15 protein-coding genes are annotated in these 15,385 nt (G+C 74.6%); 3 read left to right on the top strand and 12 right to left on the bottom strand.

The features are described from left to right. Positions 1 to 30: 30 nt before the first annotated feature. The 8 genes from ACZ5D2_RS24995 to ACZ5D2_RS25030 all read right to left on the bottom strand — a co-directional run bounded on the left by ACZ5D2_RS24995 (position 31) and on the right by ACZ5D2_RS25030 (position 7,680). Complete coding sequence (locus tag ACZ5D2_RS24995) at positions 31 to 642, bottom strand: hypothetical protein (protein ID WP_371678815.1); 612 nt, start codon at positions 640 to 642, stop codon at positions 31 to 33. A gap of 144 nt (positions 643 to 786) precedes the next feature. After that, entirely contained in the window at positions 787 to 1,311 is a 525-nt protein-coding gene (locus ACZ5D2_RS25000) for a GNAT family N-acetyltransferase (RefSeq protein ID WP_371678816.1), read from the bottom strand. Positions 1,312 to 1,341: 30 nt separating this feature from the next. Further along, positions 1,342 to 2,049, bottom strand: a complete 708-nt coding sequence (locus ACZ5D2_RS25005) for a TetR/AcrR family transcriptional regulator (protein ID WP_371678817.1) — start codon at positions 2,047 to 2,049, stop codon at positions 1,342 to 1,344. A 48-nt stretch (positions 2,050 to 2,097) separates the two neighbouring features. After that, complete coding sequence (locus tag ACZ5D2_RS25010; RefSeq protein ID WP_468932115.1) at positions 2,098 to 3,153, bottom strand: PDR/VanB family oxidoreductase; 1,056 nt, start codon at positions 3,151 to 3,153, stop codon at positions 2,098 to 2,100. Further along, positions 3,150 to 4,046, bottom strand: a complete 897-nt coding sequence (locus tag ACZ5D2_RS25015; protein WP_371678820.1) for a metal-dependent hydrolase — start codon at positions 4,044 to 4,046, stop codon at positions 3,150 to 3,152. Before ACZ5D2_RS25015 ends, ACZ5D2_RS25010 begins: the two co-directional genes overlap by 4 nt. Positions 4,047 to 4,127: 81 nt before the next feature. After that, on the bottom strand, positions 4,128 to 6,050 hold the full coding sequence (locus ACZ5D2_RS25020) for a hypothetical protein (RefSeq protein ID WP_468932119.1): 1,923 nt from the start codon (positions 6,048 to 6,050) through the stop codon (positions 4,128 to 4,130). Between the two features lie 86 nt (positions 6,051 to 6,136). Next, on the bottom strand, positions 6,137 to 6,931 hold the full coding sequence (locus ACZ5D2_RS25025) for a tyrosine-protein phosphatase (RefSeq protein WP_371678822.1): 795 nt from the start codon (positions 6,929 to 6,931) through the stop codon (positions 6,137 to 6,139). A gap of 137 nt (positions 6,932 to 7,068) precedes the next feature. Next, positions 7,069 to 7,680, bottom strand: coding sequence for a rhomboid-like protein (locus ACZ5D2_RS25030; protein ID WP_266838684.1), 612 nt, complete (start codon positions 7,678 to 7,680; stop codon positions 7,069 to 7,071). A 65-nt stretch (positions 7,681 to 7,745) separates the two neighbouring features. Here ACZ5D2_RS25030 and ACZ5D2_RS25035 point away from each other — a divergent pair, with 65 nt between their 5' ends. Together ACZ5D2_RS25035 and ACZ5D2_RS25040 are read left to right on the top strand one after the other, a co-directional pair. Beyond that, positions 7,746 to 8,633 carry a hypothetical protein gene (locus ACZ5D2_RS25035; RefSeq protein WP_468932123.1) on the top strand — a complete coding sequence of 296 codons (888 nt, stop codon included), beginning with the start codon at positions 7,746 to 7,748 and terminating at the stop codon, positions 8,631 to 8,633. Positions 8,634 to 8,711: 78 nt separating this feature from the next. Then, the gene (locus ACZ5D2_RS25040) at positions 8,712 to 10,229 is read left to right on the top strand and encodes a PepSY-associated TM helix domain-containing protein (protein ID WP_371678824.1); all 1,518 of its coding nucleotides are present in this window, start codon (positions 8,712 to 8,714) and stop codon (positions 10,227 to 10,229) included. A gap of 134 nt (positions 10,230 to 10,363) precedes the next feature. Here ACZ5D2_RS25040 and ACZ5D2_RS25045 read toward each other — a convergent pair whose 3' ends face one another. The 3 genes from ACZ5D2_RS25045 to glnII all read right to left on the bottom strand — a co-directional run bounded on the left by ACZ5D2_RS25045 (position 10,364) and on the right by glnII (position 13,344). Then, entirely contained in the window at positions 10,364 to 10,963 is a 600-nt protein-coding gene (locus tag ACZ5D2_RS25045) for a winged helix-turn-helix domain-containing protein (protein ID WP_371678825.1), read from the bottom strand. Positions 10,964 to 11,322: 359 nt separating this feature from the next. Continuing rightward, positions 11,323 to 12,231, bottom strand: a complete 909-nt coding sequence (locus ACZ5D2_RS25050) for a DUF6891 domain-containing protein (protein WP_371678826.1) — start codon at positions 12,229 to 12,231, stop codon at positions 11,323 to 11,325. 93 nt (positions 12,232 to 12,324) lie between these two features. After that, complete coding sequence (glnII, locus tag ACZ5D2_RS25055; protein WP_371678827.1) at positions 12,325 to 13,344, bottom strand: glutamine synthetase; 1,020 nt, start codon at positions 13,342 to 13,344, stop codon at positions 12,325 to 12,327. A gap of 201 nt (positions 13,345 to 13,545) precedes the next feature. Between glnII and ACZ5D2_RS25060 the strand changes: the two genes are divergently transcribed. After that, the gene (locus ACZ5D2_RS25060) at positions 13,546 to 14,472 is read left to right on the top strand and encodes a Gfo/Idh/MocA family protein (RefSeq protein WP_371681291.1); all 927 of its coding nucleotides are present in this window, start codon (positions 13,546 to 13,548) and stop codon (positions 14,470 to 14,472) included. Between the two features lie 27 nt (positions 14,473 to 14,499). Here ACZ5D2_RS25060 and ACZ5D2_RS25065 read toward each other — a convergent pair whose 3' ends face one another. Further along, positions 14,500 to 15,069 carry a hypothetical protein gene (locus tag ACZ5D2_RS25065; protein WP_468932128.1) on the bottom strand — a complete coding sequence of 190 codons (570 nt, stop codon included), beginning with the start codon at positions 15,067 to 15,069 and terminating at the stop codon, positions 14,500 to 14,502. Positions 15,070 to 15,385: the final 316 nt, after the last annotated feature.

Genomic DNA, 15,385 nt, shown 5'->3' on the forward strand with positions numbered 1-15,385 from the left:
CCGGCACCGTCCCGCCCGCCCCCCCCGGGGTCAGACCCAGATGCGGACGGCTTCCATCCGCCGCGACTGGCCGGTGGTGCCCACGTAGACCGGGTTCCCGCCGGCCGCGTTCAGCCAGCCGTAGTCCGCCACGTGCGCCTGCGCGGCCACACTGCCGTTGCCGACCTGGAGGCCCAGCGCCTCCATGCGCCGCGACTGGCCGGTGGTGCCGACCGTCACCGCCTTGCCGTCGGCGGCGCACGCCCAGCCCTGCCACCCGATGTCCGCCAGGTGGGCGTTGGCGCAGACACCGCCCGTGCCGCTGGTCGCGATCACCGCCGCCTCCATCCGGCGGCTCTGCCCGGTGGTCCCGGCGACCGCGCCGTCGCACACCGCGCCCTGCCATCCGATGCCCTCGACGTGGGCGGCGTAACAGACCTTCCGGGCGGCCGGGGCCAGCGACTTCTGCCGGGCGGCCGCCGCCTGTACGTCCGCGATCACCGACGCGGGCGCCTCGACGGCCGAGGCGGGAGCCGCCGCCGAAGGAGCCGGGGCGGGCGCGGCCGGCTGCGTCTGGGCGGTGGCCACCCCCGTGGCCCCCAGCACCCCCGCCAGCGTGACGCCCAGTAGGACCCCGGCGGCCCTGCTCATGGAATTCCTCATGGTGTTCCCCTCCTGGTACCGACTGGTCGGGACCATCTCTACCGGCGCCCCGGAGCCCGCCGATACCGGTTGCGGACCCTGCGGCCGAGAGGGGACGGAGCATGGCGCACGCCGGACGGTTGCGCCCGCGGGACCGGCTGTGCCTCAGACGTCGAGCCGGAGCTCCAGCAGGACCACCCCGTACACCCGGCCGTCCTTGCCCTGCTTCGAGGGGAACTCACCGACGACCCGGTAGCCCGCGCCCTGGTAGTACGCCAGCAGCCGCGGGTTGCTGGACACGCAGTCCAGGCGCGCCCGCTCCCGCCCGGTCCGGGCGATCCGCCGCTCCGCGTGATCGAGGATCCGCAGTCCGGTTCCCGGGGGAGCGGCCTCCCGCTCCACCATCAGCCGGTGCACGTAGCCCGCCACCGGCGGCTGGACCCCCCAGGCGTCCTCGTCGGACCACCACAGCTCGTACGCGCCCACGACCCGGCCGTCGGCGTCCTCGGCGAGCCACACCTCGCCGTCGCGCATCACGGCGCGGAAGTGCGCGGTGTCCTTGTCGCCCGGCTTCCACTGGTCGATCCCCTGCTTGCGCATCCACCGGGCCGCCTGGTCGTACAGCTTCACCAGCGTGCCGGCGTCCTTCTCCCCGGCCTGCCGGAACAAGATCCCGTCGTCAATGATCACGCGGGCATTATCGCCTCCGGGACCCGGCCCTCACCCGCCCGCGGCAGGACCCGGCACCAGCCCGGCCAGCCGCCCCACCAGCTCACCGAAGGGCCCGTCGGCCGGCTCGTCGGCCAGGATCCGTACGAGGATGCCGGCCATCTCCGCGTCGTACGCGGCGCTCACGGCGGCCAGCGCCGCGAAGTCGTGCACCAGCTGCAGCTCCAGCTCGGCCCGCGGGATCCGGCGGCCGTCCAGCCAGATCAGCGCCGTCGACTCGGCGAGCGACACCCAGGACCGCACCACGAGCTCCAGCCGCGCGGGCGGCGCCACGATGCCGAGGTGGCTGACGATCTGCTCGTACGCCGCCTGCCGCACCTCGTCGATCATCGCGTTGGTCCGGCTGCTGCCGACCGCGGGACCGCCGCGCATCAGCGCCGAGAAGCCGGGCCCGTGGTCGTCGACGAACGCGAAGAACCGGCCCATCACCCGCAGCAGCCGCGCCCCCAACGGGCCCTCGTGGGGCTCGCGGAACCGATCGGCCAGCTCGTCGGCGGCCCGCCGCAGCGCGGCCTCGTACAGGCTCAGCTTGCCGGGGAAGTAGTGGTAGACGAGCGGCCGCGATATCCCGGCGGCCGCCGCGATCTCGTCGATCGACACATCGTCGGGCGACCGGTTGCTGAACAGCTCCAGGGCGACCCCGATCAGCTGCTGCCGCCGCTCCTCGACACCCATTCTGCGTCGCACCCCGGTTGTCATGCCGACACCCTACTTCTCCCCGCGGGCGGGCCGTCCCCTGCGCCGTCGCTACAGGTCCAGGGCCAGCCGCCCGCCCGCCGCCCGCGAAACGCACAGCAGCATCGAGTCCGCGCGCTCCGCGTCGGTGAGGAGTTCGTCGCGGTGCTCCACCTCGCCCTCCAGGACCCGGTGTTGGCAGGTTCCGCAGAAACCCTGCTCGCAGGAGTACGGGGTGGCGGGCAGGGCCCGGCGCACCGCCGTCAGGGCGGATTCGCCGGCCGCGACCTCGACCGTGGCGCCCGAGCGGCGCAGTTCCACGGTGAAGGGCCGCGCCGGGCCGGGCGCCGCCGGGGCGAACCGCTCCAGGTGCACCGCCGAGGGGTCGGCGGCGGCCTCCGTGACGGCCCGCATCAGCGGTTCGGGCCCGCAGCAGTAGACCAGGGTGCCCGGCGCCGTGCGGGCGAGCGCGCCGAGGTCGGGCAGGCCCGTCTCGTCCTGCGGCGCGATCGTGACCCGGTCCCCGTAGGCGGCGAGTTCGGGCAGGAACGGCATCGAGGCGCGCGAACGCCCCCCGTACAGCAGGGTCCAGTCGGCGCCCGCCGCGGTGGCGGCGCGGAGCATGGGCAGGATCGGGGTGATCCCGATGCCGCCCGCGACGAACGCGTAGGACGGGGCGGGGAGCAGCGCGAACCGGTCGCGCGGGGGCCGCAGTTCCAGTACCACCCCCTCCACCAGCCGGGCGTGCGCCTCGCGCGAGCCCCCGCGGCCGTCCTCGACGAGCCGGACCGCGATGGTGTACCGCCCCGCGTCGGCCGGGTCCCCGCACAGCGAGTACTGGCGCACCAGCCCCGAGGGCAGGACGAGGTCGACGTGGGCGCCCGGGGTCCAGGCCGGCAGCGGGTCCGTCGCCGAGGCCGACTCCAGTGTCAGCAGCACCACCCCGTCGGCCGGTTCGCGGCGGGCGGTGACGCGGGCCCGCAGCAGCCGGCGCGGGGAGTGGCCCGACACCGGGACCTCCAGCGCGGGGAGCGGCCACAGCGGGGAACGGCCTATCCGGGCGCGCAGCGCGCGCCGGGTCAGTACGGCGGCACCCACGAGCGCCGTCACGGCGAGGGTCCGCTTCACGGCCGCACCCCGCCGTTCGCGCCGGGAGAGGCGGCCAGGTAGGCCACGGCCTGCGCGGTGGAGCCCTCCTGCGAGGGGTGGTAGGCGCGGGAGAGGTAGGTCGGGATCGACTTCAGCATCGCCCCCGCGGAAGGCAGCACCCCCTGTCGGCCGGCCCGGAGGAACTGGCCGAGGGAGGCCTTCGCGGCGGGCGGCGAGGGGTCGTTCTCCATGAAGAAGCGGGCGCCGCGCTGCCAGAGGAAGACCAGGGCGGTGAAGGCGGTGGCCCAGGTCCGGGCCCGGCGGCGGTAGTTGCCGTCCACGTGCATGAAGAGGTCGAAGGCCACCGAACGGTGCTCGACCTCCTCCGCGCCGTGCCAGCGCAGCAGGTCCAGCATCATCGGGTCCGCGCCCCGGCGGTCGAGTTCCCCCGCGTTGAGGACCCAGTCGCCCAGGAACGCCGTGTAGTGCTCGATGGCCGCGATCATCGCGACCCGTTCCATCAGCCACCACTCGCGGGCCCGGCCCGGCGGCAGGGTCCGGTCGCCGAGCAGCTTCTCGAACAGCCAGTCCACCTGGGCGGTGTACGGGGTGGGGTCCAGGCCGAGGCGCCTCAGGTGGGGGAGGACGTCGTCGTGCGCGGTGGCGTGCATCGCCTCCTGCCCGATGAAGCCGATGACGTCCGCGCGCAGCCGCTCGTCCGTGATGTACGGGAGCACCTGCTTGTAGACGTGCACGAACCAGCGTTCACCGGCGGGCAGCAGCAGGTGCAGCACGTTGATGGTGTGCCCGGCGAAGGGGTCGCCGGGCAGCCAGTGGAGCGGGGTGTCCTCCCACGAGAAGGACACGTTCCGCGCGTGGAGGTCCGTGTGTTCCGTCGTCACGGGGACGGGAGCGAGCGGCCTATTAGACATGGCGTCAATGTACTGATGGGTACGGGAGAGGAAAACCCCTCGGGCGCCACGAATACGAGCGTCCCCGCTGCCGGACACCCCCTAGCGGAGCACCCCCGCCTTCGTGCCGTCCGTCAGCTTCCCCGACAGGTCCACCTGGGCGCCCTCCTGCGCCCTCACGGCCAGCCGGTTGCCGTTCGCCGACCCGCTCACCCCGCCACCGGACACCGACAGCGACGCGAACTGCGCGCTGCCCGCCGCCAGGACGTACCACTGACCCGCGCGGGACTTCCACAGCACCCCGGCCAGCACCCGCGGCTCCCGCGGCCCGCACGCCGCCGAGCCCTCCGCCTTGGCCGCCTGGGCCGCGAGCGGCGCGCCCGGCGCCAGGAACTGCGCCTGCACCCGGTCGGCCGTGCCCTGCCAGGTCTCCGCCCGGGTGCACAGCCAGGTGGCCGCCCCGTCGCCCTCGGGCAGCGGCTGCTTCGCGTACGTCCAGGCGTTGACCGTGCGCACCCCGTGCGAGCGCACCGAGGGCAGCAGGCACGCGATCCGCGCCCACTCGCCCAGCTCCGCGCCCTCCGTGACGTCGCGCGCCGCACCCGGGGCACCCGAGGTCAGCCGGGCCGGGGTCAGCTCGCCCAGGTCCGTCACCAGCCGGGTCGCCCCGTCCCCGGTCAGCGACAGCGCGTTCCAGCTCGTACAGCTCCCGCCCGGCGCGGGCCCCACCACCGGCGGGGTGATCCCCTCCGGGGTGAGCTTCAGCGCCGTCGGGGCCTCGGTGGGCTTGAGGAGGTCGCGCAGGGCGGCCCCGGTGACCCAGGGGGCCGTCAGGTAGCGGACGTTGTTGTCGACCCGGCTGAGCACCAGCCCCGTCGCCGTGTCCGCCGACGCCCCGTCCGTCCGGGCGAAGTCGAGGGCCGCGCCCGCCGTCCCGGAGCGCGGCTCGGCGTAGCGGACCACGCGCAGCCCGTCGTACAGCAGGACCACCACGGCCTGGTCGACGACGCCCGCGAACAGCAGCTGCGGCGGGCCCATCGGCGGCCCCGACGGGGTGCCCGGGGTGGCCGAGACCACCACCGACCCGCCGGGCCGGGCCCACACCGCCAGCGCCCGGCGCAGCAGCTCCGCATCCTCGGCGCGGTCGCCGCGCGCGGGCCAGGCGGAGAAGTCCGTACGGGAGGACGTGCGCCACACGGTGGGCGCGACCCGCACCAGCCGGCCCGGATCCAGGGCCTGTTCCGCCGCCGCGTTGCGCGCGTACGGCGGGGCGGCGGGCCCGTCGGAGCCCCAGCCGCCGCCCGGCAGCGCGAGCAGCGCCCCGCACACCGCGAGGGCGGCCGCCCCGGCCAGCGAGGCCCGTGCGAACCGGCGCCGGCGCAACAGGTCGGTGGGCCGGGCCTGGAGCACGCACGGGTCGAACTCGGGGGAGGTGAACAGGGCGTCGTGCGCCGGGTCCCCGGATTCCGCGACGGCCGCCCCCGGATCGGCGACCCCGGCCTCGGCGAGCACCCGCAGCACGTCCGCCTCCGGGAGCCCCTCCAGCGCCCGCAGCACGCAGGCCGCCCGCCCGGGGCCGTTCAGCGTGGCCAGCCACTGGTCCAGGGCCAGCTCCTCGGCCCCGCCGGCCCGCGGGAACAGGCGCAGCCCCCACACGCGGGGGAGCGGAGAGGGCAGCTGCCCGCGCAGCGGGAACGCCCGGAACGTCAGCGGGATCCCCGCCTCCAGGGCGGAGCGCAGCACGCGCAGCCGCACGTACGCGTACCCCGACTCGGCCCCGCCCGCCCCGCCGCGCGGGGCCGGGACCCCGCCCCGCACCTCGCCGGATCCGGCGCCGCGCCGCCCGCGCGGCAGGGCCCGCTGGGTCAGGGCGTGGGCCGTGAGCACCCGGCGGTTGCGGCCGAAGGCGGGTGGCAGCACCAGATAGGCGAGCCGCACCAGCCGCGGGTAGTGCTCGACGATGGCGGCCTCGGCCTGCTCGACGTCGGGAGGCAGGGGGCGGGTGGCGGTATCCGGCGCAGTCACGTTCAACAGAACGAGCGAATCGTCGGATGGTCACCCGCCCCCAGCTCACACGTTCGGACGAACCGGGGCGCCCGCGGGGTGACCCGTCAGACGATCAGCCCGGCGCGCAGCGCCTCGACCGTCTCGTCCGGGACGCCCAGGCCCTCGCGCACGTACTTCTCCATCGAGCCGTACCGGACGCGCACCTCGTCGAGCCCCGCCTCCAGGTAGGAGGGGAACACCCCGATCAGCGCCAGCGCGATGTCCGGGTCCCCGCCCTCCGCCGTGAATCCCTCGATCATCGGGGCGAAGGCCGCCTTCACCGCCGGGTTCACCGACAGGTATTCGGCCATCAGGGTGTCCTCGTCGGCGCCGAGCAGCGCGAGGATCACCGTCGCGCCCCAGCCCGTACGGTCCTTGCCCGCCGTGCAGTGGAACAGCAGGGGACCAGCCTGCGGGTCGGCGGCCTCCGCGAGCAGCGTGCGGTACGCGGCGTGCGCGGAGGAGGTGGAGACGAACGAGCGGTACACCGAGCCGAACAGGGCCTGCGCCTTGCCGCCGCCCAGGTGCTCCTCCGCGACCGCCGGATCGGCGAGGAGGTCCTTGAGCTGGGTGGCGGCGGGCATCCGGCCCTCGTTCATCTTGTCGGCGAGCACGTCGCGCACCAGCAGCCGGGCCCCTTCCGGTATCCGGTCGGGGTGGTCGGCGCGCTCGGCGTCGCTGCGGAGGTCGATGACCGTGCGCAGCCCGAGCGCGGCCACCGCCGGGTCGGCGTCGAGGTCGAGCCGGTCGAGGGCGCCCGAACGCAGTACGAGGCCCGGGCGGACGCTGCGGCCGCCGGCGAGCGGGGTGCCCCCGAGGTCGCGGAGGTTGGCGACGGTGGTGGAGGGGGTGGCGGTCATCGTGGCGGCTCCAGCGGTGTGCGGGGGTACGGGTCGTGCGGTGTGCGGCCCGCACGGGTGCGGGTCGCCGGGGGTGTGGACCGGGAGGGGATGACTCGTGTCATCCGCTGCGGATCACGGCCGTCGCCGTATACGGCTCACGTTAGGGCGATTTTCCGATGACGCGATCCGGAAAGACGATCGGCGGCGACCGAGACCCCGATCCCGATGCCCAGGGCCACCAGGTGCCCCGCGTCGGTGAAGGTCCGCTCCCGCCGCAGCACCGGCCGCACGGCGAGCGCCAGTAGGCCGGCCCGCGCCACGTTGCGCACGGCCCCGCGCGGCAGGGCCGAGGTCAGGGCGCCGAGCACGGCGTTGAGCCCGTAGCTCGCGCCCACGTCCAGGGCCCGGCGGGTCTCGCGGTCGGCGGTGCGCCGCAGTGCCCCGTAGACGAGGAGGGTGGCGGCGGTGTGGCCGAAGAGGAACACGGCGGCCGTCCACCAGGCGCCGTACGCGTACTCCGCGTAGCCCAGTACCGCGAGCAGCAGGAGGGCGTAGGGCAGCGGCATCGGCTCCTCGACCACGCAGGCGCTGGTCAGCAGGGTTTCCCAGCGTCCCGCGTCGAGGTTGTCGACGTTGGTCGAGCAGGCGCGCAGCACCCGCTCGCGCTCCGCCGGACCCAGCCGTTCCAGGGCGTGCGAACCGAGCTGCACCCCGCCCGTGTAGAGCGCGCCCAGCGGCGATGACCATGACCGTGGCAGTGGCTTCACCCGACCATGATCGGATACGGCCCCGTTGCGCGGGCCACCGGGCCCCGTGGGAGCATGACGGGGACATGCCTCCCTCCCGATCCGGCGCCCCTCTGCGCGCCACGCGGGCCGCGATGTTCGCGGCGGTGTGCGTCGCCTTGGGTGCGCTGGGGCATTCGTCCATGTCTGCGGAGGTCATCCCGTTCGGATGGCTTACGGGCGCCTTTGTGGTGACCGCCCTGCTCGCCTGGCCGGCCACCGGACGGCGCTGCGGGCCGGCCGGGATCAGTGCCGCGCTGCTCGCCGTCCAGGGCGCGCTGCACCTCGCGTTCTCCGCGAGCGACGGGCTTACGGCGGGGTCGGCGGCATCACGGACGCCCATGCCCATGCCCATGCCCATGACGGGTGCGGAGCCGATGCCGGGGCACCACCACGTGCCGGGCATGGGAACGCACGCCTCCACCGCCGCGGCCGACCTGGCCGGAGGCATCGCCGACGGCCTCGCGACGGCCGGCCCGGCGACCGGCGGCCAGGCCGCCGGCGCGATGGCCGGCATGGCGGACATGACGGGGATGACGGGCATGGCCGACATGGCGGGCCACGGCGTCGCCGGGACGGCCGGCCTGGCGCACATGGCCGCGATGGCCGGGCACGGCGGTCTCGGGATGATCGCCGCGCACGTGCTCGCCGGACTCTTCTGCGCCGCCTGGCTGGCCCGGGGCGAGGCCGCCGTCTTCCGGCTGGCCGGGGCCCTCGGCGCGGCCACGCTGCACGCGGCCCGGCCGCTGGCCCGCGCGCTCGCGCTGGTCCGGACCCGGGTGGCCCTCGTACCGGCGCCGCCCGCGCACCGTCCCCCGTACGAACGGCCGCGCCGGCTGCGCGGGGCCGTCCACGCCCACACCGCGGTCCGCCGGGGCCCGCCCGGGTGGCGAACCACCCGCACCACGGCCCCCGGCCTTCCTGCCCGCGCCTGACCGGCGCACCCTCCTTCGGCGAGGTGGGCGAGACCCGGGGCCCTCCACCCACGTCTTCGCCAACCCCTTAGGACCGACATGTCCCTCGACGAGCTCCGGGGCGTCCCCGCCCGGGACCCCGAAGCCCCTGCCGAAGCCCCTGCCGAAGCCTCGGCCGACGCCTCGGCCGGCACCCCTGCCGAAGCCCCGGCCCCGTCCGCGCGGCGCACGGGCGGGGGCGGCTGGGCCGCCCTGCGCCCGCTGCTCCTGCGCATGCACTTCTACGCCGGCCTGCTCATAGCCCCGCTGCTGTTCCTCGCCGCCACCACCGGCCTGCTGTACGCCGGGTCCTGGCAGGCCGAGAAGATCCTCTACTCCCACGAGCTGACGGTGCCCCACGTCGGCGAGGCCTCCGTACCGCTCAGCACCCAGGTCAAGGCCGCCCGCGGCGCCGTGCCCGAAGGCAAGGTGCTCGGCGTCTGGCCCGCGCCCGAGGCCGACGCGACCACCCGGGTGATCATGGAGCGTCCGGGGCTGGAGGAGGGCAAGACCCTCACCGTCTTCGTCGACCCGTACACCGCCGACGTGCGCGGACAGCTCACCACCGCCGGTGACGCGCTGCCGCTGCGCGCCTGGCTGAGCGAGTTCCACGCCGGCCTGCAGCTCGGCGAGTTCGGCCGTAACTACAGCGAGCTCGCCGCGAGCTGGCTGTGGGTGGTCGCGCTGGGCGGACTCGCGCTGTGGATCGGCCGTCGCCGCTCCCGCAGGGCCGACCTCGTCCTGCCCGACCGCAAGGCCACCGGCCGCCGCAAGACCCTGTCCTGGCACGGAACCGTCGGACTGTGGGCCGCCATCGGCCTCGTGGGCCTCTCCGCCACCGGCCTGACCTGGTCGAAGTACGCGGGCGAGAACATCGGGCAGCTCCAGGACCGGCTCGGCGGGGCCACCCCCTCCGTGGCCGCCACCCTCGCCGGGGGCGCCGCGGGCGGCTCCGACGAGCACGCCGGGCACGTCATGACCGAGGGCATGGAGATGCCCCCGCCGCCGCCCACCGCCGACATCGGCATCGACCGGGCGGTGGCCGCCGCCCGGGGCGCCGGGGTCACCGAGAGCCTGCGTGTGACCCTGCCCGCCAAGGGCAAGGGCTACGTCGTCAAGGAGAACGACAAGACCCTGCCGGTGCACCTGGACTCGGTCGCCGTGGACCCCGCCGACGGCCGGATCATGGACGAACTGCGCTTCGCCGACTACCCGCTCCTCGCCCAGCTGACCCGCTTCGGCATCGACCTCCACATGGGCCTCACCTTCGGGATCGCCAACCAGATCGCCCTGGCCGCGCTCGCCCTCGCGGTGATGTTCCTCGTGGTGTGGGGCTACCGGATGTGGTGGATGCGCCGGCCCACCAAGGAACGCCGGCTCTCCGCGGGCCGCGCGCAGCCGCGCGGTGCCTGGCGGAAGCTGCCGGTGACCACGCTGCTCCCGTTCGCCGGCGTGACGGCGGCCGTCGGCTGGTTCGTCCCGCTGCTCGGGATCAGCCTGGTGGCGTTCCTCGCGGTCGACGTGGTCCTCGGCTTCGTGGCGGCCCGCCGCCACCCGGCCGGGGCGCCGCGGGGCTGACGCACCCCCGGGGCTGACGGCCCGGCGGGTGCGACGGCCCGCCGGGCCCAGGGCCCCGGCAACGCCCGGTGGGCCCGTGCTCCCCTTCGCGAGTGCGGGCCCACCGTCGTGTCAGGCCGTGGCCGGCGCCCCGGTCAGGGCGCGTACTTGTAGCCCACCCGGCGCACGGTCTGGATCGCGCCGCGGTGCGCCGCGCCCAGCTTGCGGCGCAGCCGGGCGATGTGGACGTCGACCGTCCGGCCGTCGCCGACGTGGCCGTAGCCCCAGACCGTGGTCACCAGCTGGTCCCGGCTGTGGACCCGGTGCGGGTGGGCGACCAGGTGGGCGAGCAGTTCGAACTCCAGGTACGTCAGGTCCAGCACCTCGCCGTCGACCTCGGCGGTGCGCTGCGCCGGGTCGATGCGCACGAGCGCGTCACCGGCGACCGCCGGGGAGGCGGACGCGGCTCCGGCCGGAGCGGCGGGGGCGGGAACGGACTGGGGGGCGAAGGCGATCGGGTGCTGGTCGGCCGGTACGAGGACCAGGTAGCCGACCATCGGCGGCTGGCCCGGCAGTGCCGGCAGGGTGTGCTGGGGCGCGGGCAGCCAGGTGGCGCCGGGCGGGAGCAGGTCCACGACCCGGGCCACCTCGTTCCGGTCCACGGACCGCAGCCGGTGGCGCGGACTGGGGGGGAAGGCCGGGGGAGCGGAGGTCGCAGCGGAAGCGGCAGAAGCGAGGGAACGGGTGTTCGCCATGAGTGGTCAGCTCTTTCACGCGGAGTGGACGGCAGGAGACGTACGCAGGTCGTCGTCGTTGTCGTTGTCGTACCGCGCAGACCGAAGGCCCCGGGGAGGGTCTGCTGGAAGGTCCCGGAGGCGTTAGAGGGCCGGCGCGTTCTTCGCGCGGCAACACACCCGGTCGAAATCGTGATCCTGACGGGACGGCCAGAACGGCTCCAGGTCGCTGCGACCTGTCGAGGAGTGCGGGTGGCTGGCCATGGGTGTCATTCAAGCAGATGTACGGGGCCCAGGGCAGGCCCCGTCTCACCTCGTGGATCGGAATCTCATATTCAGCAATCAAGCTGTCGTCAGGAGGTCATATTCCCGACATACCGTCAGCCCGCCAGCCGCTTCCGCCAGTCCAGTCCGGTCACCCGTATCGCATCGTGGGCGGATCCGTCCCACGCCCACGTCAGCCCCACGGAGTCGAGCGCCTCGACCACCTCCCGCCCGACGGAGGCGGTCACTTCCTCGTCGGCCCCGAACCCCCCGTACAGCAGGTACAGGTCGCCGCCCGCCGCGGCGCCCTCGGTGCACTGGCTGTGGAAGAAGACGAACCCCCGCGCGTCCGGCTCGCCGTCCGCCCGGATCTCCGAGAGGCCGCAGCCGCGGCAGCAGGTGAAGTTCTCCCGCGCGGTGATCCCGGCGTCGTCCAGCGCGTCGAAGGCCCGCGCCAGCCGCTCGGGGTCCGTCTCGCCGCTCCAGCCGGCCTGCTCCGCGACCCGCTCCCGCCAGAGCCGGTCGACGAGCCGCGCGGCCTGGGCCCGGGACACCGGCCGCACCCCGTCCTCGACGAGGCTCTCCTCGGCGGTCTCGACGAGCTCGGCCCGGCCGTCGTAGCCGCAGCGCAGCCGCTCCCGGATGATCTCCGTCAGCTCTTCCTCGACCTCCGGGTCGAGCGGGTCCGGCTCGTCCGCCGGGAACTCCAGCCGCTCCCAGGCCGGTCCGAGGTCCCAGTCCGCGTCCTGCCGGACCCAGCGGCACATGACCTCCGCCGCCTCGGCCGCCGTCGCGACGTAGGTCTGGAAGTGCCGGTCGGGGGCGCCGGCCCGGTGTTCCACCTGGTAGTCGCCGCCGGCCTCGTGCCAGACCTGGACGTAGACGTCCGGGTCGTCCGGGATCCGGGTGACGACGAGGAAGCGGTCCCCGTCCGCGCCGATGCGCCCCACCAGCTCGGACAGGGCCGCGGGGCCGGGGTCGTCGTGGCGCGTGCCGGACTCGGTCTGAACTCTGATCGCCTGCATGCGCACACCCTCGCAGGCCCCACCGACAACGCGGCGCCCGTCCTCCGGGGAGGGCGGGCGCCGCGATGTCGGTGGCGGGGCCGGGGGCCGGTCTCAGACCAGGCCGTCCTTCTCCAGGCCGGCGCAGCAGGTGTCGGTGATCAGCCGGGTCACCACGTACGGGTCCACGTTCGCGTTCGGACGGCGGTCCTCGATGTAGCCCTTGCCGTCCTTCTCCACCTGCCACGGGATGCGGACCGACGCGCCGCGGTCGGAGACGCCGTAGCTGAACTCGTTCCACGGGGCCGTCTCGTGCAGGCCCGTCAGGCGCTCGTCGATGCCGGCGCCGTAGTTCTTGACGTGGTCCAGCGGCTTGCTGCCCTCGCCCAGCGCCTCGCACGCGGAGATGATCGCGCGGTAGTCCTCGCGCATCGCCTTCGTCGAGAAGTTGGTGTGGGCGCCCGCGCCGTTCCAGTCGCCCTTGACCGGCTTGGGGTTCAGCGTCGCCGACACGTTGAAGTCCTCGGCGGTGCGGTACAGCAGCCAGCGCGCGATCCACAGCTGGTCGGAGACCTCCAGCGGGCCGACCGGGCCGACCTGGAACTCCCACTGGCCCGGCATGACCTCGGCGTTGATGCCGGAGATGCTCAGGCCCGCGGCCAGGCAGTGGTCGAGGTGCTTCTCGACGATGTCCCGGCCGAAGATCTCGTCCGAGCCGACACCGCAGTAGTAGCCGCCCTGCGCCGCCGGGAAGCCGTTGACGGGGAATCCGAGCGGACGGGCCCCGTCGAAGAAGGTGTACTCCTGCTCGATGCCGAAGATCGGAGCCTGCGCGGCGAACTTCTCGGCGACGGGGCGCAGCAGTGCGCGCATGTTCGTCTCGTGCGGGGTCATGTCGATGTTCAGCACCTCGCACAGGACGAGGACGTGGGCGCCGCCGCGGATCGGGTCCGGGCAGGAGAACACCGGCTGGAGCACGCGGTCGGAGGCGTGGCCCTCGGCCTGGTTGGTGCTCGACCCGTCGAAGCCCCAGGTCGGCAGTGCCTCGCCGTCCGCCAGGATCCTGGTCTTGGAGCGAAGCTTCGCCGTCGGCTCGGTGCCGTCGATCCAGATGTACTCAGCCTTGTAGCTCACGGGGCCCCATCCTGACTCTGCGGTGCTGCGGATCGCCATGGTGTTGACCGCAGCGTGCCCCGTGGCGATTTCTCATCCGTTGCCCGCGTGTGAACCCGGTGTTACCGGCGTTTACCCCCCCAGGTGGGGAGGGTTGTGCGGGTCGGCGGCCGCACACCCGTCGGGGTGCGGCAGACTGGGCGGGTGAGCATTTCGTACGATTTGAACTCCGCCGGTGAGCGGCCCGAAGGTGTTTCCGGCCGAACCCGCCCCCGGGTCGGGCTGCTGGGCACCGGCCCCTGGGCCCACCGCACCCACGCCCCCGCCCTCGCCGCCCACGCCGGCTCCGAGTTCGCCGGAGTGTGGGGCCGCCGCCCCGAAGCGGCGGCCGCGCTGGCCCGGGAGTACGGCGTGAAGGTGTACGAAGACCCCGACGCGCTGTTCGCGGACTGTGACGTCGTGGCCTTCGCCCTGCCCCCGGACGTCCAGGCCCCGCTCGCCGTCCGCGCCGCCGCCGCCGGCTGCCACCTGCTGCTCGACAAACCCGTCGCCACCACCGTCGGGGACGCCCGCGCCGTGGCCGAGGCCGCCACCCGGCACGGCGTCGCCTCCGTCGTCTTCCTCACCCTCCGCTTCGCCGAGCCCACCGCCGGATGGGTCACCGAACAGGCGGGCCGGACCGGGTGGTTCACCGCCTCCGCGCACTGGCTCGGCGCGGTCTTCGCGCCCGACGGCGCGCCCGGCGCCTACGCCGACTCGCCCTGGCGCAAGGCCAAGGGAGGCCTGTGGGACGTCGGCCCCCACGCGCTGTCCGTACTGATCCCGGTCCTCGGCGAGGTCACCACCGTCACCGCCGCCCGCGGCCCCTCCGACCTGGTGCAGCTGTCCCTGCGGCACGCCTCGGGCGCCGCCAGCACCGCCGTCCTCAGCCTGGGCGCACCGCGCGCCGCCGCCGGGGTGGGGCTGGAACTGCGCGGGGCCGAGGGCGTCTTCGCCCTGCCCGACTGGAGCGACGTACCCGGCGCCTACGGCCGCGCCCTGGACGCCCTCCTCACCGCGGCCCGCACCGGCGTCCCGGACCCCCGCGACGCGCGGTTCGGCGCCCGCCTGACGGAGATCCTGGCGGAGGCGGAGGGGCAGCTGCGCTAGCGTGCCGCCTTCCGTCTCCGCCGGCCGTCATTTGATGAGGGCGTTGGCCACGATGATGGCCAGGCCGATCGTGGTGTCCCCGAGGCCCATGAGCAGGGCCGACCGGAGCCGGTAGCCGACCCGGATCGCCACGAAGGTGCCCCAGGCGAAGAGCAGCGCGGTGTTCATGCCGAGCCCGATGGCCGTCACCCCGTACGACTCCCAGTGCACGAGCCCGGTGAACAGCAGCAGGAGCACGGTGGGCAGGGTGGCCGCGATCATCGGCCACTCGTTCCACAGGACCCGGGAGAGCACCCGCCAGCGGCGCCAGAGGGAGCCGGTCTGGTGGGTGCTCATGTGGTGCGAGTAGCCGTGCGCGAGCGCGCCGGTGGCGGCGGTGACCAGCACCCAGCTGGCGTCGTAGAAGGGGGTGACCTCCCCGCCCTTCTGGTCGAGCGCGGCCAGCAGCGCACTGGCGAGCACCGTCCCGTACACCCCGCCGAACATCCAGTCGGCCCCCCGCCGGGGCGGCGGCACCGTAGGCCCGCCATCGCCGTGCGGCGCGACGGGCGACGCGGCGACGGGCGACGCGGCGGCGGAGGGCTGCTGCTCGTTCACGGGTGATCCCTTGGTTTCGCGGTTCAGCATTCGGTGCTGTTTATTCCTTTTGGGTACGAATGCCAGCCTACGGGGGAAGGGGGATGGGTGGGGTGGGGTGGGGTGGGGTGGGGTGGGGGCTTTGTGCGCGGGGTGGGGGCTGGTCGGGGGTGGGCGGTGCGCCCTTGGTCCGGGTCTGGGGAGGGCTGGGGGCTTCCCGCCAGTCCACTGTCCTTCCGTGGCGGGACGGTCCCTCAAGGGCGCTCCTTCGTCGCGTCGCTTCGCGATGGCCTTCGGCCACCCTTGACCGACCGTCCCGCCACGGAATGCCAAAGAC

The sequence above is a fragment of the Streptomyces sp. NPDC031479 genome, assembly GCF_055581065.1.